We start from the raw sequence: 24,704 nt of genomic DNA, 5'->3' as shown, positions 1-24,704 counted from the left end.
CAAATCAGTCCCTCTGTTGCAGCCGTAGGGAATCACGGCAAAAACCCAAAAGCCAGAGGGCTTTTTCAGCAGCCTGCTAGAACAGTCTTGATATATCCCCTCCGGGGGGATAGCATGGCGACCATTAGCCGGAGGAGAATGCAATGATCAGATCCGCACTCGTTTGGATGGGCTTCGCTCCCGATCCCGCTTTCGCCCATGCGGGCGGGCACGCCCACGGCCATGGCCACTCGCACCATTCCCATGGTGACGACGACCATGGCCATACGCATGGCGTCATCGACGCCACCATTGCGTCCACTGCCAAGGGGCTGTGGGCGATCAAATGGTCATTCGTCATCCTGATGCTGACGACGCTTGCCCAGGTGGCGATCGTCCTGCTGACGGGCAGCGTCGCGCTTCTTGCCGATACCATCCATAATTTCGGCGATGCTTCGACTGCCATTCCGCTCGGCATTGCCTTCCTCTTTGCCCGCAAGGCGGCAACGCGGACGTTCAATTACGGGCTCAACCGGGTGGAGGATTTGGCGGGCGTCGTCATCGTTGGCCTCATTCTGTTCAGTGCCGTCTACGCCGGCTATGTCTCGATCGAGCGCCTCTTCAACCCGCAGCCGATCGAGATGATCGGGGTTCTCGTCGCCGCCGGCGTCATAGGCTTTCTTGGCAATGAAGCGGTGGCCGTGTTCCGGATCCGCGTCGGGCGCCAGATCAACAGCGCGGCACTCATCGCCGATGGATACCACGCCCGCGTCGACGGTTTCGGCAGCCTGGCGGTGGTCCTGGGGGCGCTTGGCGTCTGGCTCGGCTTTCCGCTCGCCGATCCGATCGTCGGCCTCGTCATCACGGCGATGATCTTCGGCATCGTCTGGCAGTCTGCACGGGCGGTCTTCACCCGTATGCTCGACGGCGTCGAGCCGGGCATTGCCGACGAGATCAAGCATACGGCGGAGCATGTTCCGGGCATTGTCGACGTGCTCGACGTCAAGGCCCGCTGGCTCGGCCACAAATTGCGGGCCGATGTCGATATCGCCATGGATCCGGACCTGCCGGTTGCCGTGGCCGACAGGATCGCCAGCCACTACGAACGTGAACTGAAGAACCATCTTCCGGCACTGACCGCCGTCCAGATCAGGACGCGCGCCGCAGCCGTCTGACTCCGCGGGAAAGAAAGGGAACAGCATGAACACGCAGAGCATTCACATGGGCCACGGCCAGATGGTCGACATCGTTGGCGTGACCGGTAGCGGCTTCGAACTCGCCTTCAGCGAAGCGGGGAAGCCCGACTATGTCGCCCCGCCGCTCGACGAGATAAGGGTCGATGCCATCGACGATAAAGGCTCGGTCCACCCGCTTGCGGTGACCAGGGGGTCAAAGCCATCGACGGTCGCGGTTCGTGGCGGGACCGACGGCGCGCGCCGCCTGCGCATCAAGGTTCTCCACGGTTCGCATTTCCACACCCGCGAAGGCGCGTTTCCCGGCGCGGCCCCGCTCGCCGTCAAGACAGGCGCCGGGGGCGGCTCGCTGGTACCTCTTGAAGACGGCGTCGAAGTGGAGGTCACGCGGTCGGGCCCGGGGCGCTGGCTCCTGAAATGGCTGAAGGATGGTTCGCCCGCTCGCGCACCCGTCTGCGAAACCGTCGATGCCGAGGCCATCGGGCCGAATGCCGAGGATTATCAGGTGCGACAGCTCCTTCTGATGCCGGGCTCCGACCCATCGACGCTCGCTGCCAGCGGCAAGATCGGCGATGCCACCCACATCCGCCTCACCGTCAGGGACGGCTCGAGCGAAATGACGCGCAGCCTTCCGGTGCTGTAGTCCGCCCCGGCTTGGGCAAAGGGAGCAGTGACATGGAATTTCCTCAAGGGTTTACTCTGGCGCTGCTTTCCGGCCCGGCCGCGCCGGCTCATGCGGCCGCCCGCCGGTTCTGCCTCGATACGATCAAGGAATACTACGGGTTCGACTACAATCCCGACTGGCACTTCGATATCGACAGCCTGTTGCGCCCCGAGGCCGAAGCCCACTACGCCGCGGCAAACCGCGGTGCCTTCTGGACGCTGTCGGACACGGCAGGCGATATCGTCGCGACGGTTGGCGTTCGGGGCCTGTGGTACAAGCCGGCGATCGTCGAGGCCTTCCGGTACCGCTATCCCGACCCCGGGAAGGTCGGCTCCCTGTGGCGGCTCTATGTGCGAAAGGATTTGAGAGGGCAGGGGCTCGGCAGGAAGCTCAGCCGGCTGGCGGAAGAGGAGGCGGTGAAGCTCGGCTATTCGTCGATGTATCTCCATGCCTCCAGCGATGCCGCAGCCACAATCGGCTTCTGGAGTTCGGTCGGCTATGAGGACCTCGGCGAGTACGAGTTCAGCACGCATTTCGACAAGAAGCTCGAACCGGCCGACCCGAAGGGTTCTCTTTTTTGTCGCAGCGAGACGCCAAAGCGGGTAGGTAGGAACTCACGATCATATTCTCGGAAACGATGACGATGAAAGCTAGCGCGCCGGATCAGGAGACGCATATCCACGAGCACCACGCTGCTATCGCAAAGCGATTGAAGCGAGCCAACGGCCATCTCGGCAGCGTCATCGAAATGATCGAGAACAACCGGCCATGCCTCGACATCGCGCAGCAGCTTCACGCGGTGGAAAAGGCGATCAGCCAAGCCAAGCGGACCTTGATCCAGGATCATCTCGATCATTGTCTCGAAGAGACGGTCGGCGCCCTGCCCAGGGATCAGCGAAAGCCGATCGACGAGTTCAAGGAAATCACCAAATACCTTTGAACGTCGTCCGTTCCGGCTACAGCGCCGCGCGCCTTATCAGATGCGCGATGGCTTGCCGCCATCGATAACGGACTTTGCCGGCCAGGCACCTCGACAAGCGAAATGGCCGACGCTCCCGCCTAACCCAATCGCGGGAATAGCCACCCGCTCCCATCCGCTGTATCATGCCGCCCTTGCTCCTCGCGGGTGGCGAGTTGAGCGCTGGGAGGACCGTGCCATGCCCATGTCTTCCGTAATGCGCTTGCTGCGGACGATCTGTCTGGCGGCGAGTGCTTGTTTCATCTCCGCAAATTTCGTGAATGCGGCCGAGGCGCTTCCGCCCGAGCTTGAAAAGCTGAAGGCGGCGCTTGAGAAATACAAGGACCCGGTCGTTGCCGTGCGCGACGGGTATTTCTCGACGCTCGGATGCGTCATGTACGAATCCGGCACGATGGGGGTGCATTTCCTCAATCCCCGCCTGATCGGCCCCAAACCCGATCCGATGCAGCCGACTTTGCTGGTCTATGAGCCGGTCGGCGACAAGCTGGAACTCGTTGCCGTCGAATGGCTGATTCCGCTCGCAACCGGCATCAAGACGAAACCGGAGCTGTTCGGGCATCCGTTCGACGGGCCGATGGAGGGGCATGAGCCGCTGTTGCCGGCGGCGCTGCACCACTATGACCTGCATGCCTGGATCTTCAAGCCGAACCCGAAGGGCCTGTTCCATCCGGTGAACCCGGACGTCAAATGCCCGGAGGGGCCTTACACCTTCCTGGAGCAGCCGCCGAAGTCCGTGCCGGCCGCTCACGAGTGAATGGCGCGCCCGAGGAGGGGTGCCGAACACGCCCGCGTGCGTTTTGCCGCCGCCCGCGGAACCAATGGTTACCATCGACGTTACCTCGATGCAGTTTGGGAGGCGCAGGATGAGACACACGGACGTTGGCAAGCTCGACAGGTCCCAGGCGAAGCATGTCTGGGACGTAGCGGAATATTGCAAGCGCAGCGGCATTCACAAGGCCGAGGAGCGGCGCCTGATCAAGGTGCTCGGGAAATACGCGTCCGCACACGAGTTGCAAATGAACATCGTGCGGCCTCAGACGCGGACGCGCTGATCGCGTTTGCCGCGGGCCCGCGAGACGCGGGTTTGGCGCGCGTTCCCTTTCCTGCGGTCCAGCGGGCTTGCTCGCCTGTGCTGTGCTTGGTTCGATCCGGATTCAAGGAGGCATGCGGAAAGAGGAAGGAGGCGCGTCGTGTGGATGGTTCTGGCCGGGGCGTTTCTCGTCGCCGGCGGGGTTCTTTACATGCTGTGGGAGGCGCTCGGAAGGCGGGAGCTCAGCGCGCCGCGGGCCGCGGATTCCGCCCGCCCGGCCGAAAACGGCAGTCGCCAGACGATCGAGCCGCAGCACCAGGGCCTTGCTTTCCTCGGACTGGCACGGAACTGGCCGGCCGTGGCGATGATGGCGGGCGGCGCGGCCCTCCTGCTGTTCGGCGCGGTCTGATCGATCGCGATATCCCGCGCGTGCATCGGCATTTAACGAACCGTGCGACGCTTTATTTCTTGCAATCGTTATCCCGGAACCGGTGCTCCTGACGACATGATCAGCTTGGGCTGAGCTCGATGAGAAAGGCGTCGGATGCGATCTCGGCGGAGAGCGTGACCGATCCCGGCTGAACGAGTACCGCCGCATCGAGCGCGTGCAGCGTCGCCGAGACGCCGCCGGTCGTCAGCGCAACGCTGCCGCGATGGCAGAAGAGCACGAACTCGCGGGCATGCGAGACGACCGTCTGCGAGCCTTCGACGCGAAGCCTGCGGACCCGGTGCTTCAGCGTGTGCCGCCGCGTCATGACGTTGAGATCGGTCACCGGACCGTCGGAGAGCCTGGCCGACGTCGGCACGTCCGCCGGGAAGGTGAGCGGCGCATCGGCCGCCGTCAGAAGCTTCGGTTGCCGGCCTTCGATCGCGAGCGTCATGCCGGGGCCCTCCAGGATCGAAAGCGTGCGGTCGATGCCGGGAAAGGTGGAGAAGTGGCCGTTGCTTGCGACCGTCGCCATGCTGATGCGCCAGTCGAAGTCGGAAAGGGGTGCACGCTCCGGCGAGACGGCGATTTCCACGGTCTCGCCGCCGCCATTCTTCCAGGGCATGCGTCTATAGTCGTTCGAGCGCAGGATCTTCATGGTCTCGTTCCTCCCATGAGCTCGCGCATCCGGCCGAAGATTTCATTCGCTTCTGTCGGGCAGCGAAAGCGTGACCTTACCGTTCGCCGGACCATTGAGCATAGCACCGGGCAGGCCGGCCTGCACGACCGTGCCGTTGGTTATTTCAACTTGGCGAGCACCGCGGCAAAGGCGCGGTCGATCGCTTCCTCCCGGTCGTGGCGGCCGTCGCGGATGGTCCATCGGCCCGCCACCATGACGTCGCGCACCGCTCCGCCGCCGAGCGCGAAGAGCCAGCGGTCGAGGATCCGGTCGCCTTTCGCCGCCGCGATGTAGGGGTCGGCGCCGTCGAGCACGACGAGGTCCGCGCTTGCACCGGCCTCTATGCGGGCCTTGACGATCCCGGCGGCCTGGCTGCCGCCGGCGAGCGCCGCCTCGAAAATGGTCCGGCCGACCGAGGCGCCGGGAGCGGCGGCGAGCCGGTTGCGCTTGCGGTCACGCAGCCGCTGGCCGTATTCGAGGAGCCTCAACTCCTCCGCCACGCTGGTTGCGACATGGCTGTCGGTGCCGATGCCGAAGCGCCCGCCCGCGGCAAGGAAATCGACGGCGGGGAAGATGCCGTCGCCGAGATTGGCCTCGGTCGCCGGGCAGAGGCCGGCAACGGCTCCCGACCGCGCCAGCCGTACCGTTTCCTCCGCCGTCATGTGCGTCGCATGAATGGCGCACCAGCGGTGATCGACCGGCATCTCGTCGAGCAGCCACTCGACCGGGCGCCGGCCGCTCCAGGCGAGGCAATCCTCGACCTCGCGGGTCTGTTCGGCGACGTGGATGTGGATCGGCCCGGCTACGGGGGCTGCGTCGAGGATCGCGCGCATCTCCTCCGGTGTTGCCGCCCTCAAGGAATGGATGGCGTAGCCGAGCTCGGCGCCGCTCGCGGCGCAGGCGGGCGCGAGGCGGTCGAGAAGGGCGAGGAAGCCGTCCGGATCGTGCAGGAACGGCCGCTGTCCGGCATTCGGCGCTGCGCCGCCGAAATTGGCGTGGGCATAGAAGACGGGCAGATGGGTGAGGCCGATGCCGGTCGCCTCGGCCGCCTTCAGGATGCGCAGCGACATTTCCGCCGGATCGGCATAGGGTGTGCCGTCCTTTTGATGATGTAGGTAATGGAACTCGACCACGCGGCCGAAGCCGCCCTTCAGCGTCTCCACATAGAGCTTGGCGGCGATCGCCTCGACGTCATCCGGGTCTACGAGCGCGACGGTGCGATACATCGCCTCGCGCCAGGTCCAGAAGCTGTCTTCGCCGGTGCCCGCCACTTCGGCAAGGCCGGCCATGGCGCGCTGGAAGGCGTGGGAATGAAGGTTCGGCATCGCCGCTACCACCGGACCGCGGAGGCGTTCGTCGCCCGCCGTCGGTATCCCGCCCGGTTTTACGGCGGCTATGCGCCCGCTCTCATCGAGCGAAATCGCGACGTTCTCCGCCCAGCCGGTCGGCAGAAGCGCCTGTTCGGCAAAGAGCCGGTGGATGGGTGACGCTGCCATCTCGCTTCTCTCCTGTACATGGTTGTATATGGAACTATAGGTATTTTGTGGTGGCGCGCAAGGTCGAAATCGACGAAAACTACGGGTGACCCCTGTCAGGCGCGGCGGGCTTTCGCCGGCGGAATGGAGCACTCTATGACGAAACTGGAGCGCAAGAGCGATCTTTCCACCTTCGACAAGGGGCCTGTGCCGCGCTACGTAGCGGTCAAGCAGTTCATCCGCAGCCGCATCGAGAGCGGCGAATGGCCGGCACACCACCGCATTCCCTCCGAAAACGAGATCGTCGCCGATCTCGGCGTCAGCCGCATGACCGCAAACCGGGCGCTGCGTGAACTTGCTAGCGAGGGCGCGATCACGCGGGTGCAGGGGGTCGGCTCCTTCGTCGCCGCCCACAAGGGCAGCACGGCGCTGCTCGAGGTCCGCAACATCGCCGACGAAATCCGCGCGCGCGGTCACCGGCACGGCTCGCGCATCAATCTCATGCAGGAGGAGCAGGCCACGCCCGAAATCGGCCACGCCCTCGGGCTGCCAAGCGCGGCGCGCGTCTTTCATTCCGTCATCGTTCACCTCGAGGACGACGTGCCGATCCAGATCGAGGACCGTTTCGTCAATCCCGCAATCTGCCCCAATTATCTGGGACAGGACTTCGAGAGCACCACTCCGAACGCCTATCTGACGCTGGTGGCGCCGATCACGCGCACGGAGCAGATCGTCGAGGCCGTGCTGCCGAAGCCCTGGGAATGCAAGCTTCTCGCGATCGGCCGCAACGAGCCCTGCCTGATGATCCGCCGCCGGACCTGGTCGGAAACCGCGAACGTGACGGTCGCGCGGCTCGTCTATCCGGGCACGCGCTACCGTCTCGAGGGGGTTTCGCAATAGGGACCGCATTGCAAGAGACAGGAACGAAATGATGGAAGATGAATCGCTGAAGCGCCGCACGCGGCTTGCAAGACCGGACGTGTCGGCCGACGAAGCGAAGGTGATCCTGTCGGAACACTACGGCCTCTCCGGCGCGCTTACGGAACTCGGCAGCCAGCAGGACCGCAACTATCGCATCGACACGGACGAAGGCCGTTTCGTCCTGAAGCTCGCGAGACTCGAATATGCGCGGGCGGAGCTCGAGGCGCAGAATGCCGCCCTGCGCCATGTGGGCGCAAAGACCGGTGCGCCGAAGGTGCCGGAGGTCGTGCCGGCACGGAGCGGCGAGGAGATCGTCACCGCCGCCGTCCGCGAGGAAAGCTATCAGGTCCGGCTGCTGACCTATCTCGACGGCACGCCTCTCACGCGCCGCAAGCACCTGCCGGCAGAAAGCGTGGCCGCGCTTGGCGACGTTGCCGGCCGGCTCGCCGTCGCGCTTCAGGACTTCGACCATCCCGGTCTCGACCGGGAACTGCAATGGGACTTGAGGAGAGCAGGGCCGGTGGCGCTGGATCTGCTTTCGGCAATGGCCGACGGGGGTGAGCGCAAGCGCATCGCCGAAGCCATGGTCGGCGCCATGCGGCGGGTGCAGCCGCTGATGCCGGAGCTGCGCCTGCAGGCGATCCACCAGGACGTCACCGACGACAATGTCGTGAGCCGCGCGGAGATGAACGGGCGTCTCGTTCCCTATGGCGTCATCGATTTCGGCGATGTCCTGAAGGGCTGGGTGGTCGCCGAGCTTGCCGTCGCCTGCGCGTCGCTGCTGCACCATGCCGATCGCGATCCCTTCCACATCCTGCCGGCGGTGAAGGCGTTCCACGCCGTCTGCCCGCTGACGGATGCCGAATTGAGGGCTCTCTGGCCGCTGATCGTGGCGCGCGCCGGCGTTCTCGTCGCGAGCTCGGCGCAGCAGCTCGAGATCGATCCGGACAACGCCTATGTCGAGGGCAATGCGGCGCATGAGCGCGAAATTTTCGATGTCGCGATATCCGTCCCGTTCGAGCTCATGGAACACGCGATCTTCGAGGCGGTCGGCAGGAGGGCGGAATTGGTGCTGCCCGCGATCCGCGGCCGGCTGCTGCCCGCTATCGACCCGGACCGCCTCGGCATCGTCGATCTCTCGATCCTCGGGCCGCATCTGCCCGCCGACCGGTGGCATTACGAGGATACCGAAGCGCTGCTCCTGCAGTCTGCGGCACGCGCGGCCGGTGCTGCGGCGACACGCTACGGCGAATTCCGGCTGACCGAAACGCGGCTTCTCGATGCCAGGGCGCCGCGGACTCTCGCCCTTCACGCGGACCTGTGCCTGCACGGGCAGACGCCGGTGCAGGCACCTTTCGCGGGCCGGCTCCACCAGCGCGGCGGCAGGCTGATCCTCTCGGCCGAAACCCTCCATCTCCATCTCTACGGCGTCGATCCGGCCGAACTGGAGGAGAAGACCGTCGAGGCCGGCGCGCGGATCGGCATCGTGCCCGGCGATGCATCCGCCCTCGGCTTCATCCGCGTCCAGCTTTGCACCGAGGCGGATGTCGATCCGCCGTCCTTTGCCGCCGCGCACCAGGCGGCGGCCTGGCGGCGGCTCTGCCCGTCGCCGGCGGCGATCCTCGGCTTCGATTGCGACGCGCCCATGCCCGATTCAATCGGGCTGCTCGAACGGCGGGCGCGTCACTTCGCCAGCCCGCAGAAGAACTATTACCGGAACCCGCCTGAGATCGAGCGCGGCTGGAAGGAGCATTTGTTCGACGTCGAGGGGCGCGCCTATCTCGACATGGTCAACAACGTCACCATTCTCGGCCACGGGCACCCCCGATTTTCGGCGGCCATCGGGCGACAATGGTCGCTGCTCAACACCAATTCTCGGTTCCACTATGCGGCGGTCACCGAGTTTTCCGAGCGGCTCGCGGCCCTGGCCCCGGAAGGGCTCGACACGGTCTTCCTCGTCAACAGCGGCTCGGAGGCGAACGACCTCGCGATCCGGCTCGCATGGGCCTATTCCGGTCGGCGCAACATGCTGTCGCTGCTCGAGGCCTATCACGGCTGGACGGTCGCGAGCGACGCCGTCTCGACCTCGATCGCCGACAACCCTGAGGCGCTGACGACGCGGCCGGACTGGGTGCATGCGGTCGTCTCGCCGAACACCTATCGCGGGCCGTTTCGCGGCGAGGGATCGACCGGCGATTACGTTGCCGCCGTTGCGGCCAAGCTCGAGGAACTGGACGAAAAGGGCGAAGGCCTCGCCGGCTTCATCGCGGAGCCGGTCTATGGCAATGCCGGCGGCATTCCGCTGCCGCCGGGCTATCTCGAAGCCGTCTATGCCATGGTCCGGGCGAAGGGCGGCGTCGCAATCGCCGACGAGGTGCAGGTCGGCTACGGCCGGCTGGGGCATTATTTCTGGGGCTTCGAAGAGCAAGGCGTCGTGCCGGACATCATCACCGTCGCCAAGGGCATGGGCAACGGCCACCCGCTCGGCGCCGTGATCACCCGCCGCGAGATCGCCGAAGCGCTCGAGAAGGAGGGCTATTTCTTCTCCTCCTCCGGCGGCAGTCCCGTAAGCTCGGTCGTGGGCTTGACGGTACTCGACATTCTCCATGACGAGGCCCTGCAGGAAAACGCCCGCATGGTGGGCGATCATCTGAAGGCGCGGCTCGAAACGCTCGGACAACGCTTCCCGCTCGTCGGCGCGGTCCACGGCATGGGGCTCTACCTCGGCGTCGAGTTCGTCCGCGACCGCGAGACGCTGGAGCCTGCAACGGATGAGACGGCGGCGATCTGCAACCGCCTCCTCGAACTCGGCGTCATCATGCAGCCGACCGGCGACCATCTCAACGTCCTGAAGATCAAGCCGCCGCTCTGCCTCAGCCGCGACAGCGCGGATTTCTTCGCCGACATGCTGGGAAAGGTGCTGGAAGAGGGGTGGTAGGAACGACGGAGGTTCGGCGAAGACCCCTCCTCAGAACACCCTCCCCACAAGGGCCTACAAGGGGGAGGGGCAGGCGGCCGCTGCGACGGCTTGCCCACTTTCTCACCCTACCAAAATACCGCAGAGGTCGCTCCCATTCCGATCCGGCAGAGGTCGAGGTTGGAAACGAAAGCGTGCGGCAGCAAGCCCCTCCCCCTTGTGGGGAGGGGTTGGGGAGGGGTTTTGCGGGACGAGTTGGAGGCGTCTTTCTCTCGACTCAGCCCTCGCTCAGCATCTCCGCCTCGCTGCCCAGGCTACCGATCAGGCTGCGGCGGACGCGGCCGATGTCGCGCATCGGCGGCTCGCCGAAATGGCGGGCATATTCGCGGCTGAACTGCGATTGGCTCTCATAGCCGACCTTGTGGCCGGCGTCGCCGGCGTCGAGGCTCTCCTCCAGCATCAGCCGCCGCGCCTCCTGCAGGCGCAGTTGCTTCTGGTATTGCAGCGGGCTCATCGCCGTGATCGCCTTGAAATGATGGTGAAGCGACGACACGCTCATGCTGACGCGGCTGGCGAGATCGTCGATGCGCAGCGGCCGCGAATAATGCTCCTTCAGCCAGGCGACGGCGCGGCCGATCTGGTGCGGCTGGCTTTCCGCCGTCATCATCTGCCGGAGCGTCGCCCCGTGGGGTCCGATCAGCAGGCGATAGAGAATTTCCTGTTCGATCAGCGGCAACAGCACCGCCCTGTCGGCGGAGCGGTCGAGCAGCCGGAGGAGGCGCAGCGCCGCGTCTTCGAGGTCGGGCGTGAGCTTGCTGACCGTCATGCCGCGCGGCGAGCCGGACGATTTCGCCGCCTCATTGTCGACCGCGCCGAAAAGCGCCGGAATCCTCGTCGTATCGATCTGGAAGGCCATGCTCAGATAGGGCTCGTCGGCGGACGCGAGCGACACCTGCGAAAGTACCGGCAGGTCGATCGAGGTCAGGAGATAGTCGGAGGCGCCATAGACGAGGGTTTCGCCCCCGAGCACGACGCGCTTTGCGCCCTGGACGATGATCGCCAGGCTCGGCTTGTAGGCCGCGCAGTTCAGCTTCGCCGGACTTGAATGCCGGTGGATGCTGAGGCCCGGTATGTTCGTCGGATGGTCGCCATCCTTGCCGGCGATCCGGGCAATGATTTCGATCATCTCCTGACGAGGCGTGCTTTGTGTAGATGTCATATTCGGCGGTCTTTGCAATGGTTTAGGTCGTGATGAAGGCAGGCCACAGATAGGGCGCCGGGGCTGTCCCGTCAGCAGGCTTCAACGATTTTCGCAGGATCGTGCAAAAACTTTGCAGGATCGCACTAACGCGATGGCCTTCGGAAACAGCATAGTCCGCCGCGTTGCCCGCGGTCCATGCACCGGGGCGCACTTTTCCAGACATGAAGGAAAGACCCATGGCCATTGCAAGAGGATATGCGGCGACGGATGCGTCGAAGCCGCTCGCTCCTTTCACCTTCGAGCGCCGCGAACCGCGCGACGACGATGTCGTGATCGACATCAAATATTGCGGCGTCTGCCATTCCGACATCCACCAGGCCCGCAACGAGTGGGGCAACTCGACCTTCCCGATGGTACCCGGCCACGAAATCGTCGGCATCGTGCGGGCGGTTGGCTCCAAGGTCACGAGGTTCAAGATCGGCGATCGGGTGGGCGTCGGCTGCTTCGTCGATTCCTGCACGACCTGTGCGGCGCGCGACCTCGATCTCGAGCAATACCTGCCCGGCCTGGTGCCGACCTATAACGGCGTCGAGGCCGACGGGAAAACCCCGACGCAGGGCGGCTATTCCGATCACATCGTCGTCAAGGAGGGCTATGTGCTCTCCATTCCGGAGAACCTGCCGCTCGATGCCGCCGCCCCGCTGCTCTGCGCCGGCATCACGCTTTATTCGCCGCTGCGCCACTGGAAGGCGGGTCCCGGCAAGAAGGTGGCGATCGTCGGCATGGGCGGTCTCGGCCACATGGGCGTGAAGCTGGCGCACGCGATGGGAGCGGAAGTGACCGTGCTCAGCCAGACGCTGTCGAAGAAGGAGGACGGGCTGAAGCTCGGCGCCGACCACTATCATGCCACGAACGATCCGGCGACCTTCACCGCCCTTGCCGGCAGCTTCGATCTCATCATCTGCACCGTCGCCGCCGAGATCGACTGGAATGCCTATCTCAACCTCCTGAAGGTCGACGGCGACCTCGTGCTGGTCGGCATTCCGGAGAACCCGGTGCCGGTCCACGCCTTCTCGCTCGTGCCGGCCCGGCGCAGCATTTCCGGCTCGATGATCGGTTCGATCAAGGAGACGCAGGAGATGCTGGATTTCTGCGGCGAACACGGCATCGTCTCGGAGATCGAGACGATCGCGATGGACCAGATCAACGCGGCCTACGAGCGCGTGATCAGGAGCGACGTGCGCTACCGCTTCGTGATCGACATGGAATCGATCAAGGCGTGAGTCCGCTCGTGGCGCCGCATGTTCGCGACAGATGTGCGGCGCTACGAGCATTGCATGCGCACCGTCGCCGTAGGCGGTGCTCGCCCGAGAGTTCGGAGATTCCGCTCCGCGCGAGGCGCCGCCTCAAAGCAGCGGCAGCGGGCCGTCGTTCTTGATCTCTTCCATCACCGCATAGGTCCGCGTCTCCTTGACGCCCGGGAGCGTCCAGAGCACCTGGCCGAGGAAGTTGCGGTAGGCGGCCATGTCCTCGAAGCGGGTCTTGACGAGATAGTCGAAGCCGCCGGCGACCATGTGGCATTCGAGAACCGCCGGCGCCTGCTTGATGGCGGCGGCGAACTGATCGAAGACCTCCGGCGTCGTCTTGTCGAGCATCACCTCGATGAAGACCAGGAGCCCGAAGCCGAGCTTGTGCGGGTCGAGACGCGCGCCGAAGCCGGAGACGTAGCCCTCCTTCAGCAGTCGCCGCAGCCGCTCGCTGGTAGCCGTCGGCGAAAGGCCGATCCGGTCGGCGAGCTCCAGATTGGTGATCCGCCCGTCCGCCTGGAGAATGTTGAGGATTCTCCGGTCCGTCTTGTCGATCTGGTGCATGGCCGCCTCCCGCTTTTGAGCTCTCAGGCGGCAAGCCGCGCTTCGGCGAGTTTCACCCAGTAGGATATGCCGTGCGGGATCACCTCGTCGTTGAAGTCGTAGGCGGGATGGTGCAGGCCTGCCGTGTCGCCATTGCCGATGAAGACGAAGGCGCCGGGGCGGGCGAGCAGCATATAGGAGAAATCCTCGCCGCCCATCATCGGATCCAGCGCAGCGTTGACATTGCCGTCGCCGGCAATCGTCGCAGCGACGGCAAGCGCATGGGCGGTCTCGGCGGCATGGTTGACGGTCACCGGATAGTTGCGTTCATAGGAGACGTCGACGGTTGCGCCATGGGCGCCCGCAATGCTCTGGGCGATCTGGCGGATACGGGCCTCGCCGGTGTCGCGGACCCCCGGCGTCAGCGCCCGCACCGTGCCGGCGAGAACGGCCTGTTCCGGAATGACGTTATAGGCAAAGCCGGCGTTGAACTTGGTGACGGAGACGACCACGGAGGCAAGCGGATCGACGGTGCGCGAGGCGATCGTCTGCAGCGCATTGACGATCTGGGCGCCGATGGCGATCGGATCGATGGTCCTGTGCGGCTGGGCGGCGTGGCCGCCGCGCCCCTTGACGGTGATGGTGAACTCGTCCGTGGAGGCCATGATCGGGCCGACGCGACTGCCGAAATGGCCGATCGGCATGCCCGGCATGTTGTGCATGCCGTAGACCTCTTCGATCGCGAAGCGCTCCATCATGCCGTCCTTCACCATCTCGTTGCCGCCGCCGCCGCCTTCCTCGGCCGGCTGGAAGATGACGGCGACATTGCCGGCGAAATTGCGCGTCTCGGCGAGGTATTTCGCCGCGCCGAGCAGCATGGCCGTGTGGCCGTCATGACCGCAGGCATGCATCTTGCCGGCGGTCGTCGAGGACCAGGGCTTGCCGCTCGTCTCGGTGATCGGCAGGGCGTCCATGTCGGCCCTGAGGCCGATGGTGCGGCCCGGGCCGCGATTGCCGCGGATGAGGCCGACGAGGCCGGTCCTGCCGAGCCCCGTCACGATTTCGTCAACGCCGAATTCCTTGAGTTTCCCTTCGACGAAGGCTGCCGTATTTTCCACCGCGAACAGGAGCTCCGGGTTCTGGTGCAGGTAGCGCCGCCACTCGGTCACTTCGTTCTTGAGCTCGGCGGCACGGTTCAGAATCGGCATGGTTCATTCCTGTCGGTCTGTTCGATCACTGGGATCCGATAATCGGGGTCTGCAGCGCCGCGCGCCTGCTTGAGACGCAAAGGGTACTGCAGCACTTTGAATTGCTGCATGTCTTTCTCCTTAACTCAAGGTCGATTCAAGGAGGACATGCAGCAGGCGGTGGATTGACGCAGCGGCCAAATGAATGGGCTTTGCCATTTCCTCGCCATATAGGCTAAATACCCGGACGATACGAGGCAACTGCGGAATTTCGAGGTGGGGATTGTGGCGATAGCTCGATTCGTGATGCGCGACAGGGCGGGCACTATGGGCGTGCTTGCGGGTGCCTGTGCGATGTTCCTGGTCGCGACGCTCTCCGCATCGGCCAATCCGCGGCTGGTCGTCGATGTCGACACGCTCAAGGTCTACGAGCATCAGGACATTTTCCAGAGGTGGTATCCGGCATCGCTGACCAAGCTGATGACGGCCTATACGACCTTCCGGGCGATCAAGGCCGGGCAGCTGACGCTGGAAAGCCCGGTGGTGATGTCGAAGAATGCCGCATCCGAGCCGCCGAGCAAGATGTTCTACAAGCCCGGCCAGGCGATGACGCTCGACAGCGCGCTGAAGATGATGCTCGTCAAGTCGGCGAACGACGTCGCCGTTGCGATCGCCGAGACGGTCGGCGGGTCCGAGCAGGCTTTCATCGAACGGATGAATGCGGAGGCGCGCCGCATCGGCATGACGTCGTCGCATTTCATCAACGCCAACGGGCTGCCGGGCAAGGGGCAGTACACGACGGCCCGCGACCTTGCGGTGCTCGCGATCACGCTGAAGCGGGAATTCCCGGAATATGCCTCCTACTTCGCGCTGGAAGGCTTCACCACCGGCAAGAAGGACTATGCGAACTACAACATGCTGATCGGCCGGTTCGAAGGGGCGGACGGCATGAAGACCGGCTTCATCTGCGCCTCCGGCTTCAACCAGGTCTCGTCGGCGACCCGCAGCGGCCGCCGGGTCGTCTCGGTCGTGCTCGGCGAGGACAGCCTCGGCGCCCGTGCCGACGAGTCTGCAAGGCTCCTTCAGATGGCGCTGACGACGACGAATGCGGGAAAGCGGTCGCTGCCTGAGATCGCTCCCTATGGTGAGACCCGGGACGTGGTCGCGGACATCAGCAAGGAGATCTGCTCGAAGCAGGCCGCGAAGGTCCGGAGCGAAGGCCGGGACGAGGCCGGCCGGCAGAAGCTGCTTTCGCCCTATATCCACGAGATCGACCGGCCGCTGAAGCTGGCATTCGCCGGGCTCATTCCCGGCAGCGGCGACAAGGCCGCCAAGGCCGGCGGCGATGTGGGCGGGCAGGGCGATACCGCCGAGATCGCCAATGTGCCGATCCCGGTTCCGCGCCCGAGTTTTTGATGCATGTCGCCCGAAAGCGTGCGGCGGTTTTGCGCGGCGGATGAGTTCGATCGAATGCGGCGCGTTTCGGGGCGGCTGGGGAGAACCGACCGCCTCGTTGTCTGAACGGAGTCTGCCATGAACGGTGCATTGCCGGTGGTGCCGGTGTCGATCCTCACCGGCTTTCTCGGTGCGGGCAAGACGACCCTTCTCAACCGCGTGCTGAAGGATCCGGCGCTTGCCGACACGGCCGTGATCATCAACGAGTTCGGCGATGTCTCGATCGATCATCTGCTGGTCGAGGCATCGAGCGACGGCGTGATCGAGCTTTCCGACGGCTGCCTCTGCTGCACGGTGCGGGGCGCGCTCGTCGACACTTTGGCCGATCTCATGGACCGGATGCAGACGGGCCGTGTCAAGCCGCTGAGGCGCGTCATCATCGAGACCACCGGTCTTGCCGATCCGGCGCCGGTGCTGCAATCGGTCCTCGGCAATCCGGTCCTCGCGCAGAACTTCCGGCTGGACGGTGTCGTCACCGTGGTGGATGCGGTCAATGGCGAGCAGACGATCGCCGGCCATGTCGAAGCCTTGAAGCAGGTCGCCGTCGCCGACCGGCTCGTCATCAGCAAGGCGAGCCTTGCCAAGGACGAAGAGGTGGATGCGCTGACGGCGGTTTTGCGGGACCTCAATCCACGCGCGCCGATCATCGACGGCGATGCGGAAGAGGCGGGTCGCGCCGGGCTCTTCGCCTGCGGGCTCTATGACGCGTCGACCAAGGTCGCCAATGTCGGCCGCTGGCTTCAGGACGAGACGGATCATCGCCACGACCACGACCATCACCATGCCCATCACCATGACCATGACCATGAGGATCACGGGCATCATCACCGCCATGACGTCAATCGTCACGGCTCCGACATCCGCTCCTTCAGCATCGTGCATGATCGGCCGATCGCGCCGAGGGCGCTGGAGATGTTCATCGATCTCCTGCGCTCGGCGCACGGCGAAAAGCTGTTGCGGATGAAGGCGATCGTCTCGGTCGCCGACAATCCGGAGCGGCCGGTGGTGCTCCATGGCGTCCAGACCGTCTTCCACGCGCCGGAACGGCTTGCCGCCTGGCCCGATCCCGCCGACCGCCGCACGCGGATGGTGCTGATCACCAGGGGGCTCGAGGAAGCCTTCGTGCGCGACCTCTTCGACGCCTTCACCGGCAAGCCGGGCGTCGACCGCGCGGATGCGGAGGCGCTTGCCGACAATCCGCTCGCCGTGCCCGGGATGAAGTTCTGACGGAGGGCGCCGCCCGGCACCGCGATTTACACGATGAAGAAGTCGGCAAAGGTGATTGCCGCCTTGTTGTCCAGATGAGCAAATTGCACGGCCTTGCCCGCGCCCGAACCGTCGGCATCGTAAAAGAGGGCGCCGCTGTCGCTGTTGTAGAGAAGCCGATCGCCTGCGTCGACTTTGGCGACCGCAATGTCCTTGAAGAGACCCGCCGAAAGGGTGCCGGAGGGCAGTGCCGCGAAGATCTTGCCCGACAGCACGATCGTGTCGTCGGTGGCCGAGAAATCGCGGATATGGTCGACATTGCTCGCGCCGAGCGCCGTGCTGAACACGAATTGGTCCTTGCCTGCGTTCCCGCAAAGACTGTCGCTGCCGGCTCCGCCGTCCAGCCTGTTGCCCGCGGCATTGCCGGTTATCGCGTTCGAGTGTGCATGGCCTTTTCCGCTGAGCGCTGCCTTGCCGGTCAGCACGAGGTTCTCGACATTGGCCGCGAGCGTCAGGGAAATGCTGCTTTTCACCAGGTCGGTCCCGGCGCTCTTCGCCTCGATCGTCTTGTCGCCCTTGTCGTCGACGACGTAGGTGTCGTTGCCCGCTCCGCCGATGAGGGTGTCGGCTCCCTGTCCCCCGTCGAGCGTGTCGTTGCCCGCAGCGCCGCTCAGGACATTGGCGGCGCCATTGCCGGTGAGCCTGTTGGCGAGGCCGTTGCCCGTTCCATTGACCCCGAGGCTTCCCGTCAAAAGCAGGTTCTCGAGATTTGCGCCAAGCGTGAAGGAGACGCTGCTCTTCACCAGATCCGTTCCGGCCGAAGCTGCTTCCGAGACGCGGTCAGCCACATTGTCGACGACATAGGTGTCGTTGCCGCCGAGACCCTGCATCTGGTCGGCCCCGCGGCCGCCATCGAGAACGTTGCCGGCCGCGTTGCCGATCAGGATATCCGCCGCGGGACCGCCTTTGGCGTTTTCGATCACCACGCCATTGGCGATGGTAAACCCGCCGGTCAGCGTTTCGGAGGTGGAAAGCCACCCGCCGCCGCCGATCTCCGCCTTCAGCGTCGCGGCCCGGAGATCGATTTTCGCGCGGCTGGTGCCGGCATAGGCAATGGTATCGATGCCGCCCGTATCCCATAGCGTCGTATAGCCCCGGTTGAAGTCGACGTCGTCGCTGAAGCGATAGACATCGTTGCCCGTGTTGTGGGTCTTCGCACCGTACATATGCTGGAGAGCGGCGATATCGATGGCGCCGAGCGAGCCCGGCTGCGCATTCAGCGTCGCCCCGAAATCCTTGGCCTTGGTGAACGGGTTGTCCTCGCCCCAGAAGGCATAGGTATAACCCATGACGGAATAGATCGACGAGTTGAGCAGGCCCGTGCCCTTGTCGTCCTCGTCGGCGACCCCGGGCAAGGTTGGTCCGGCGATCGAGTCATGCGTGTGCTTGAGGCCGAGGCTGTGGGCGATCTCATGCAGCCAGACGTCCGAGAAGGTGCCGAGGCGAATGATGTCGGCGGCCGACTTGACGCTCTTCGGGTCGATGCCGACGGCGGTCGTCACCGTATCCTCGGTCGGCCCCGGTCCGCCGGAGAACCCGCCGCCGCCGGTGTCGAGCAGCGTCTGCTTCAGCGTCGCATTGGCGACCGACGTTTCACGAAAGGTCACGTCGATGCAGGCCGCGATGTCCGCAAACATCTCGCGATAGAAGTCCTTCCAGTCTCCCTCCGCGAAATCGTCGATGCCGTTCTTGTCTATGTCCTGCTTGGTAAACCCGAAGGTCAGCGTTTTCGACGTCCAGGCATAGCCGCCGATCACACCGTCGATGACCGCGTTCTTCGAAGAACCGACACGCTTGTAGGTGGTTGCCATCGATGATTTTCCGTTTCGACCTGCTTCGACCCGAGGTCGGATAACGACGGCTCCCGATCGCCGCAACGGGACTTCTCACGTCTTTGGCGCCAAGTGGATAGAGGGTGCGCGATCAGGCGCTTTTGCCCGCAGAATTCAGCCGATAGCGGCATGCTTGCGACGCTTGCCCAATGGTACACGGCGTTGGCGAGCCGGTCGTGGCAGCGGCGACAAGACCGCCAAGACCGGCGGCGATGTGGCGGGGCAGGGCGATACCGCCGAGATCGCCAATGTGCCGCCCGGGATGAAGTTCTGAAGCGCGTCGTATCACGCCATGCGGCGTGCTTCGGTCCTCGCCTTCCGGCATGACCAGACTCTCAACGCGCAATTCCTTTATCGAGGATCGAGCGCTGTGCGCTTGTTGCCGGGCCCGGCACGGGTTACGGAAGGCAAGTCCTGACTCCGCAATTCTGAAACCGCGGGCCGTGAGAGGTGCTGATTGATCGAAATTCTGACGATGCGATTGGAGGAGACATCGCTCGGGACGGGGGATGTCTCCGAGTGGTTGTCGGCGGAGAAAGACCTGGCTTGCTACAGGCCGCTCAGTTCCGACCGCCGCGGCCTCTTTTCCTTCAGCGCCCAAGGTGCCGGCGACCTCGTGGCCTGGTCCGGGTCGAGCTCGACGGAGCGCGCCTTCTCGGTGAACCTCGAAGGCGACGACTTCATGTTTTTCGTCGAGCATGGCACGCACTACGAGCTGGCGACCGGCGGCATCCGGCATGGAGTGACGCCGGGGGTCGGGTTGCTGACCTCCGCCGACCGCTATTCCGCCCTGAAGATCGGCGCAGGTTCGGCCGCAGAGGGATTCTGCGTTCCGCGAAGCGCAGTGCAGGCGGCGCTTGCCAGCAGTTTCGAGCGGCTGCTCCCGACCGGCTTCGAGTTCGCTCCCTTGCACGACCTCAATGGCGGTCCGGCGGGCCATCTCTTCAAGCTGATGCGGTTCTTCCGCGACGACATGTGCGGCGGCCAGAACCTCGAGGTCTCGCCGATCGCGCTGGCGAGCTTCAAGGAGATGTTCTGTCTGCTGATGGTGCAAAACCTGCGCCACACATTGTCCGATCTCAATGCGCCGGTACGGACCATCGCACCGCGACAGGTTCGACGAGCGCTGGAATTTGCCAGGGCCCATGCGGCGATGCCGATCACCATTTCCGATATGGCTGCCGCCGCAGGCGTCAGCGTACGCGCCCTGCAGGCAAACTTCCGCCGCTTCCTGAACGCCACGCCGATGGCCTATCTTCGGCAACTGCGCCTCGAAGGCGCTCACCATGACATCGTCAACGCCCATCCATCAGCCACGGTGGCGGAAATCGCCCGGCGCTGGGGTTTCATGCATCTGGGCCGTTTTTCCCAGGAATACCGCGCAACTTTCGGCGTCGTTCCATCCGCCGACCTCGCCCGATGCTACAGCCAGCGGCGGACGCGGCCTCTGTAGGCGCGGTATCGATCAGGCCCTCTTGCGGATGAGGAAGCGATGGCCGCCTTCGATGGGTATCGCCTCCTCCAGCCGGTGCCCGTCCTCGTTGCAGAAATGCGGGATGTCGATGACCGCGAGCGGGTCGGTCGTCGTCACCTCGATCAGCGCGCCCGGTCCGAGCGTCGCCATGCGCTTCCGCGTCTTCAAAACGGGAAGGGGGCATTTCAGCCCCCTCAAATCGTAGACGACCCTTGCTTCGTCCGGCATCAATTGCCCCAGATCTTCCAGAACGGGCGCTTCTTCGGCGGTTGTTCCGTAGCCGCCGGTGCCGCCTCGGCGTTTGCGGCCGGGGCGGTCGCCACTTGCGGATTGGCTTCCGACGGCGCGGTTGCTTGCTGGGCAGGTTGCTGCCCGCCGGCGGGCTGCTGCGCTGCCGGCTGGGCGGCGGCCTGTTCGGGGGCCTGTTCCGGGGCCTGGGGGGCCGGTGCGGGTGCCGCGGCCTCCGGCTCACCCTTCGAGAACAGGTTCCAGAAGGATTTCTTCGCGGGCGCCGTCGGCAATGCCGCCTGCCGGACCGGGCGCTCGATCGGGCTTTGCTGCGGCACGGGCACGTTCCTGCCTTCGCGCGTCGCCTTCTCCAGCGCCTCTTTCTGGATCAGTGCGGCCTGCCTGGCTTCCTCCGCTTCCTTCTGTTCGGCGAGCCTCTTTTCGAGATCGCTCACCTTCATCAGCTTGCCGGCATCGAGCGAGGTGCCGGTCGGGGCGTAGGCGAGCTCGCGGCCCTTGCGCTGGTCGGCGACGATGGCCTTGCGCTCGGCCTCGGTCGGCTCGTACCAGACCATGCCTTCGAACTTCTTCAGCGCCTTCTCGTAGTCGCGCTGATAGTCCTTCTCGTAGGACGCCATGGCCACCTGGAGCGCCGGCGGCGTCGTCATGGCGGGGCATTGGCCGGCGGGGTTGAACTTGCCGTCGGTCTGCTGGTTGAAGACGTATTTCCTCTCGCAGACATTCACCTGCGGCGGCCGCTTGGTCACCTCGAACTGGTCGTAGCCGGCCTTCAGCATCTTCCAGAATTCGATGTTCGGATTGTCGCGGTGGCGCGCCATGTTCTCCGCGGTCATGCGGAAGGGGAAGGCCTGCAGCTGCACGTATTCCTGGCCGCCCTTGAAGGCGTCGCGCGCGAGCGCGAAGATCTCGATGATCTGCTCGTCGGTCATCGAATAGCAGCCGGACGAGGAGCAGGCGCCGTGGATCATCAGATGCGTGCCGCTGCGCCCGTTCGCCTTGTCATAGGCATTCGGATAGCCGGTGTTGATCGCGAGGTAGTAGCTCGAATTGGGATTCATCTGGTGCGGATAGAGCGGGTAGAATCCCTCGGGCGCCTGGCGGTCACCCTCCTTCACCTTCGGACCGAGCTTTCCGGACCACGCGCAAATCTTGTAGTTCTTCAGGAGCTGGAAGCGGTTGGCGGTATTCGCCTTCCAGACCTCGAGCGTTCCCTCTTCCTTGAAGATGCGCAGCAGGATCGGGGACGTCTTCTGCATCCCGAGTTCGCTCATCTTGCCGACGATCTTGCCGGAAAGCTGGTACTCGGTCTTGTTCTTGACGTTGGAAAGATTGACGCTGTCGAGCGTTTCGTTGGTGCAGCCGGCAAGTGCTGCTGCGATAGCGGCGGTGACGACAAGGTTCCTGAAACGCATCGGCAAAAGCCCGTTCTAGCCACAATCCATCCGAGCACGCCGCATCCTGGAATGGCCGGCGTCAACGAATCAGTAAGTCATTATTCTTCACGAAATCTTAACCGTGCAGGCGCCCCCTGCGAATGGCTATCCCTCATGACCTCATGAATATGGCCAAGATTTGGCCACAGTCGATTTCCGGTTGCCGCCGCGGGCATTTGATCGCGATGGTTCCGATCGCGCCGGATCGAGCGGGTTGGCGCGGCGCAGCCTCGACAGCCGTTTTTAGAGATTGCGGCCGATGTTGAGGTATTTCTGCCGGCGATCTGCCCTGAGCTCTTCGCCGTTGCGGGCGGAAAGTTCCTTGAGCGCGTCGGCGATCACCGTTCCGGTGCGGCTGATGACCGCCTCCGGATCGCGGTGCGCGCCGCCGACCGGTTCGGGGATGATGCCGTCGATGACGCCCAGCGCCTTCAGGTCCTCCGCGGTGATCTTCATGTTGGCGGCCGCTTCCTTCGCACGCGTCGAGTCGCGCCAGAGGATCGAGGCCGCGCCTTCCGGCGAGATCACGCTGTAGATCGCGTGCTCCAGCATGTAGACGCGGTTGCCGGTGGCGATCGCGATCGCACCGCCCGAACCGCCTTCGCCGATCACCACGGTGACGATCGGCACCTTGACGTTGAGACACATTTCGGTCGAGCGCGCGATCGCCTCGGCCTGGCCGCGCTCCTCTGCACCGACGCCCGGATAGGCACCCGCGGTATCGATCAGCGTGATCAGCGGCAGGCCGAAGCGGTCGGCCATCTCCATGACGCGCACGGCCTTGCGATAGCCTTCGGGGCGGGGGCTGCCGAAATTGTGCTTGATGCGCGACTTGGTGTCGTTGCCCTTCTCCTGGCCGATCACGGCGACCGGCGAGCCGCGGAAGCGCGCAAGCCCCGCCTGGATCGCATCGTCATTGGCGAAGTTCCGGTCGCCCGCAAGCGGCGTGAACTCGGTGAAGAGGTGGGAGGCATAGTCGAGGAAATGCGGGCGCGAGGGATGGCGGGCGACCTGCGTCTTCTGCCAGGGCGACAGCTTGGAATAGATCTCGGCCATCGCGTCGCGGACGCGCCCTTCGAGCCGCGTGATCTCGTCCGACGTGTTCACGCTCTCGTCCTCGCCGGCGAGTTTCTTCAGTTCGAGAATCTTGCCTTCGAGATCAGAGATGGGTTTTTCGAAGTCGAGATAGTTGTGCATCAGATGCGTTTCCGATCGTTTGTCGACAAGGTCGCCCTGCCAAGCCAATCTGTCCGGCGGACCTAATCCTGTTTTTTCGCCTGTTTGGCAAGGGGGTGATGGTTCTGCACGAGCGCGTGCAGCCGTTCTTCCAGCACATGCGTATATATTTGTGTCGTCGAAATGTCCGAGTGTCCGAGCAGTTCCTGCACGGCGCGAAGGTCGGCGCCGTTGGCGAGCAGATGACTGGCAAAGGCATGGCGCAGCACGTGCGGCGAGATTGCGGCGACCCGGATGCCGGCGCGCGCCGCGAGGCTCTTCAGGTCGCGGGCGAAGACCTGGCGCGGCAGATGGCCGGTCTTGCCGTAGGAGGGGAAGAGCCAGGGGCTGTCCGCCCCGTCGGCGTTTTCCCTGAGCGCCTCGCCATAGGCCCGCATGGCGCGGATCGCCGCCTGCGACAGGGGCACCAGCCTTTCCTTGTTGCCCTTGCCGCGAATGACGAGAAAGCGGCCGCTCTGCGCAAGCACGCTCGCCGGCAGCGACACCAGCTCGCTGACGCGCATGCCGGTCGCGTAGAGGAGCTCGATCAGCGCATGCATGCGCAACTTCGAGAGCGCGTCCTCGCCGCCGGACCCGGCCTCCGCCTCCGCCTGGCCGATCAGCCGGGTGACGTCGTCGATGCTGAGCGTCTTCGGCAGGGCGCGCGCCTTCTTCGGTGCGTCGAGGATGCCGGTCGGATCGTCGCCGCGCAGCCCCTCCGCGTAGAGGAACTTGTAGAATTGCCTGAGCGCCGAAAGCCGCCGGGCCTGCGAGGACGACTTGAAGCCCTCGCCGGCCAGGTGGGAGAGGTAGCTCCTGAGATCGTCGGGGGTGGCGGTCATGAGCCGCGTGCCGCGCCCGCGCAGGAAGGACAATGCGTCCTTGAGATCGCGCTCGTAGGATTGCAGCGTGTTGACCGCGGCACCGCGCTCGGCGCTCATCATCTCCAGGAAGGCTTCGAGGTGGGCCTCTGAAAGGTCGGTCATTGCGGCTTGTTGACCCGTTCCGAGGGAATGCGCACCGTCACGTCCCGCTCCACCGGCTCGACGAAGGTGACGAGCGCCACCATCGTGCCGTAGACCATGGCGGCCAGGACGGCGCAGAAGAACAGGAAGCGGAAGAGGGTCGGCATTTCAGTCTCCTCTGCACGACGCCTGAAATCGGAGCCGGTCAAGGACGCGATCGTCGAGTGCCGTGACTATATGAACGGCTCCGCCGTCCAGTTCAAGAAGGCCGCGCCATCCCTCTGCTGCGACTTGACGCTCCCCGCCGATTTGT

The 24,704-nt window shown here is 64.7% G+C and carries 26 protein-coding genes; 14 read left to right on the top strand and 12 right to left on the bottom strand.

Annotated features, from left to right (window positions below):
• Positions 1-143 precede the first annotated feature (143 nt).
• The 7 genes from ATB98_RS18525 (at position 144) to ATB98_RS18495 (ending at position 4,254) form a co-directional block, all read left to right on the top strand.
• A complete protein-coding gene (locus ATB98_RS18525; RefSeq protein ID WP_066876089.1) occupies positions 144-1,154 on the top strand; it encodes a cation diffusion facilitator family transporter in 1,011 nt (336 codons plus the stop codon).
• A gap of 25 nt (positions 1,155-1,179) precedes the next feature.
• Positions 1,180-1,815, top strand: coding sequence for a hypothetical protein (locus ATB98_RS29535; protein ID WP_066876088.1), 636 nt, complete (start codon positions 1,180-1,182; stop codon positions 1,813-1,815).
• Between the two features lie 32 nt (positions 1,816-1,847).
• Positions 1,848-2,477: a GNAT family N-acetyltransferase gene (locus tag ATB98_RS18515; protein ID WP_066876086.1), complete on the top strand. Its 630-nt coding sequence runs from the start codon at positions 1,848-1,850 to the stop codon at positions 2,475-2,477.
• 2 nt (positions 2,478-2,479) lie between these two features.
• A complete protein-coding gene (locus ATB98_RS18510) occupies positions 2,480-2,776 on the top strand; it encodes a metal-sensing transcriptional repressor (protein ID WP_066876084.1) in 297 nt (98 codons plus the stop codon).
• 217 nt (positions 2,777-2,993) lie between these two features.
• Positions 2,994-3,569, top strand: a complete 576-nt coding sequence (locus tag ATB98_RS18505; protein WP_066876082.1) for a hypothetical protein — start codon at positions 2,994-2,996, stop codon at positions 3,567-3,569.
• A 109-nt stretch (positions 3,570-3,678) separates the two neighbouring features.
• Positions 3,679-3,867, top strand: a complete 189-nt coding sequence (locus tag ATB98_RS18500) for a hypothetical protein (protein ID WP_066876099.1) — start codon at positions 3,679-3,681, stop codon at positions 3,865-3,867.
• A 138-nt stretch (positions 3,868-4,005) separates the two neighbouring features.
• A complete protein-coding gene (locus tag ATB98_RS18495) occupies positions 4,006-4,254 on the top strand; it encodes a hypothetical protein (RefSeq protein ID WP_084435561.1) in 249 nt (82 codons plus the stop codon).
• A gap of 100 nt (positions 4,255-4,354) precedes the next feature.
• Here ATB98_RS18495 and ATB98_RS18490 read toward each other — a convergent pair whose 3' ends face one another.
• Positions 4,355-4,930, bottom strand: a complete 576-nt coding sequence (locus tag ATB98_RS18490) for a HutD/Ves family protein (RefSeq protein ID WP_066876078.1) — start codon at positions 4,928-4,930, stop codon at positions 4,355-4,357.
• Positions 4,931-5,070: 140 nt separating this feature from the next.
• Positions 5,071-6,447, bottom strand: coding sequence for a formimidoylglutamate deiminase (gene hutF, locus ATB98_RS18485; protein ID WP_066876076.1), 1,377 nt, complete (start codon positions 6,445-6,447; stop codon positions 5,071-5,073).
• Positions 6,448-6,582: 135 nt separating this feature from the next.
• On the opposite strand from hutF, the gene hutC reads away from it, so the two are divergent.
• Both hutC and ATB98_RS18475 read left to right on the top strand, forming a co-directional pair.
• Positions 6,583-7,326: a histidine utilization repressor gene (gene hutC / locus ATB98_RS18480; protein WP_066876074.1), complete on the top strand. Its 744-nt coding sequence runs from the start codon at positions 6,583-6,585 to the stop codon at positions 7,324-7,326.
• 28 nt (positions 7,327-7,354) lie between these two features.
• On the top strand, positions 7,355-10,285 hold the full coding sequence (locus ATB98_RS18475; protein ID WP_174551909.1) for an aminotransferase: 2,931 nt from the start codon (positions 7,355-7,357) through the stop codon (positions 10,283-10,285).
• 256 nt (positions 10,286-10,541) lie between these two features.
• Here the strand turns inward: ATB98_RS18475 and ATB98_RS18470 are convergent, their stop codons facing one another.
• Positions 10,542-11,483, bottom strand: a complete 942-nt coding sequence (locus ATB98_RS18470; RefSeq protein WP_066876065.1) for an AraC family transcriptional regulator — start codon at positions 11,481-11,483, stop codon at positions 10,542-10,544.
• A gap of 218 nt (positions 11,484-11,701) precedes the next feature.
• On the opposite strand from ATB98_RS18470, the gene ATB98_RS18465 reads away from it, so the two are divergent.
• The gene (locus tag ATB98_RS18465) at positions 11,702-12,748 is read left to right on the top strand and encodes an NAD(P)-dependent alcohol dehydrogenase (protein WP_066876063.1); all 1,047 of its coding nucleotides are present in this window, start codon (positions 11,702-11,704) and stop codon (positions 12,746-12,748) included.
• Positions 12,749-12,871: 123 nt separating this feature from the next.
• On the opposite strand, the gene ATB98_RS18460 is transcribed toward ATB98_RS18465, so the two are convergent.
• The 3 genes from ATB98_RS18460 to ATB98_RS30380 are packed head-to-tail and all read right to left on the bottom strand — an operon-like array spanning position 12,872 to position 14,633.
• Entirely contained in the window at positions 12,872-13,336 is a 465-nt protein-coding gene (locus ATB98_RS18460) for an Lrp/AsnC ligand binding domain-containing protein (protein ID WP_010970133.1), read from the bottom strand.
• 23 nt (positions 13,337-13,359) lie between these two features.
• On the bottom strand, positions 13,360-14,523 hold the full coding sequence (locus ATB98_RS18455; RefSeq protein ID WP_066876061.1) for a M20 aminoacylase family protein: 1,164 nt from the start codon (positions 14,521-14,523) through the stop codon (positions 13,360-13,362).
• A complete protein-coding gene (locus tag ATB98_RS30380; RefSeq protein ID WP_268801795.1) occupies positions 14,511-14,633 on the bottom strand; it encodes a hypothetical protein in 123 nt (40 codons plus the stop codon). The genes ATB98_RS18455 and ATB98_RS30380 overlap by 13 nt, the downstream gene beginning before the upstream one ends.
• A 202-nt stretch (positions 14,634-14,835) precedes the next feature.
• On the opposite strand from ATB98_RS30380, the gene ATB98_RS18450 reads away from it, so the two are divergent.
• Both ATB98_RS18450 and ATB98_RS18445 read left to right on the top strand, forming a co-directional pair.
• A complete protein-coding gene (locus ATB98_RS18450) occupies positions 14,836-15,918 on the top strand; it encodes a D-alanyl-D-alanine carboxypeptidase family protein (RefSeq protein ID WP_066876097.1) in 1,083 nt (360 codons plus the stop codon).
• Positions 15,919-16,035: 117 nt separating this feature from the next.
• Positions 16,036-17,184 (top strand): CobW family GTP-binding protein, encoded by a 1,149-nt coding sequence (locus ATB98_RS18445; protein ID WP_066876056.1) that lies wholly within the window; start codon positions 16,036-16,038, stop codon positions 17,182-17,184.
• A 26-nt stretch (positions 17,185-17,210) separates the two neighbouring features.
• Here ATB98_RS18445 and ATB98_RS18440 read toward each other — a convergent pair whose 3' ends face one another.
• A complete protein-coding gene (locus ATB98_RS18440; RefSeq protein WP_066876054.1) occupies positions 17,211-19,034 on the bottom strand; it encodes a M10 family metallopeptidase C-terminal domain-containing protein in 1,824 nt (607 codons plus the stop codon).
• 163 nt (positions 19,035-19,197) lie between these two features.
• On the opposite strand from ATB98_RS18440, the gene ATB98_RS30375 reads away from it, so the two are divergent.
• Both ATB98_RS30375 and ATB98_RS18435 read left to right on the top strand, forming a co-directional pair.
• Positions 19,198-19,329: a hypothetical protein gene (locus ATB98_RS30375; RefSeq protein WP_268801794.1), complete on the top strand. Its 132-nt coding sequence runs from the start codon at positions 19,198-19,200 to the stop codon at positions 19,327-19,329.
• Positions 19,330-19,512: 183 nt separating this feature from the next.
• Positions 19,513-20,508, top strand: a complete 996-nt coding sequence (locus ATB98_RS18435; protein ID WP_066876052.1) for a helix-turn-helix transcriptional regulator — start codon at positions 19,513-19,515, stop codon at positions 20,506-20,508.
• 12 nt (positions 20,509-20,520) lie between these two features.
• On the opposite strand, the gene ATB98_RS18430 is transcribed toward ATB98_RS18435, so the two are convergent.
• The 5 genes from ATB98_RS18430 to ATB98_RS29060 all read right to left on the bottom strand — a co-directional run bounded on the left by ATB98_RS18430 (position 20,521) and on the right by ATB98_RS29060 (position 24,558).
• Positions 20,521-20,757: a sulfurtransferase TusA family protein gene (locus tag ATB98_RS18430; RefSeq protein WP_066876050.1), complete on the bottom strand. Its 237-nt coding sequence runs from the start codon at positions 20,755-20,757 to the stop codon at positions 20,521-20,523.
• The gene (locus ATB98_RS18425) at positions 20,757-22,190 is read right to left on the bottom strand and encodes a L,D-transpeptidase family protein (RefSeq protein WP_066876048.1); all 1,434 of its coding nucleotides are present in this window, start codon (positions 22,188-22,190) and stop codon (positions 20,757-20,759) included. The genes ATB98_RS18430 and ATB98_RS18425 overlap by 1 nt, the downstream gene beginning before the upstream one ends.
• A gap of 264 nt (positions 22,191-22,454) precedes the next feature.
• Positions 22,455-23,408: an acetyl-CoA carboxylase carboxyltransferase subunit alpha gene (locus tag ATB98_RS18420; protein WP_066876046.1), complete on the bottom strand. Its 954-nt coding sequence runs from the start codon at positions 23,406-23,408 to the stop codon at positions 22,455-22,457.
• A 62-nt stretch (positions 23,409-23,470) separates the two neighbouring features.
• Positions 23,471-24,412: a site-specific tyrosine recombinase XerD gene (gene xerD, locus ATB98_RS18415; protein ID WP_066876043.1), complete on the bottom strand. Its 942-nt coding sequence runs from the start codon at positions 24,410-24,412 to the stop codon at positions 23,471-23,473.
• The gene (locus ATB98_RS29060) at positions 24,409-24,558 is read right to left on the bottom strand and encodes a hypothetical protein (protein WP_153435401.1); all 150 of its coding nucleotides are present in this window, start codon (positions 24,556-24,558) and stop codon (positions 24,409-24,411) included. The genes xerD and ATB98_RS29060 overlap by 4 nt, the downstream gene beginning before the upstream one ends.
• Between the last annotated feature and the right edge of the window lie 146 nt (positions 24,559-24,704).

This window comes from Sinorhizobium saheli (assembly GCF_001651875.1).
Lineage (GTDB): Bacteria > Pseudomonadota > Alphaproteobacteria > Rhizobiales > Rhizobiaceae > Sinorhizobium > Sinorhizobium saheli.
Note: the sequence above shows the minus strand (reverse complement) of the source record. Positions and strands in the feature narration are given on the sequence as shown.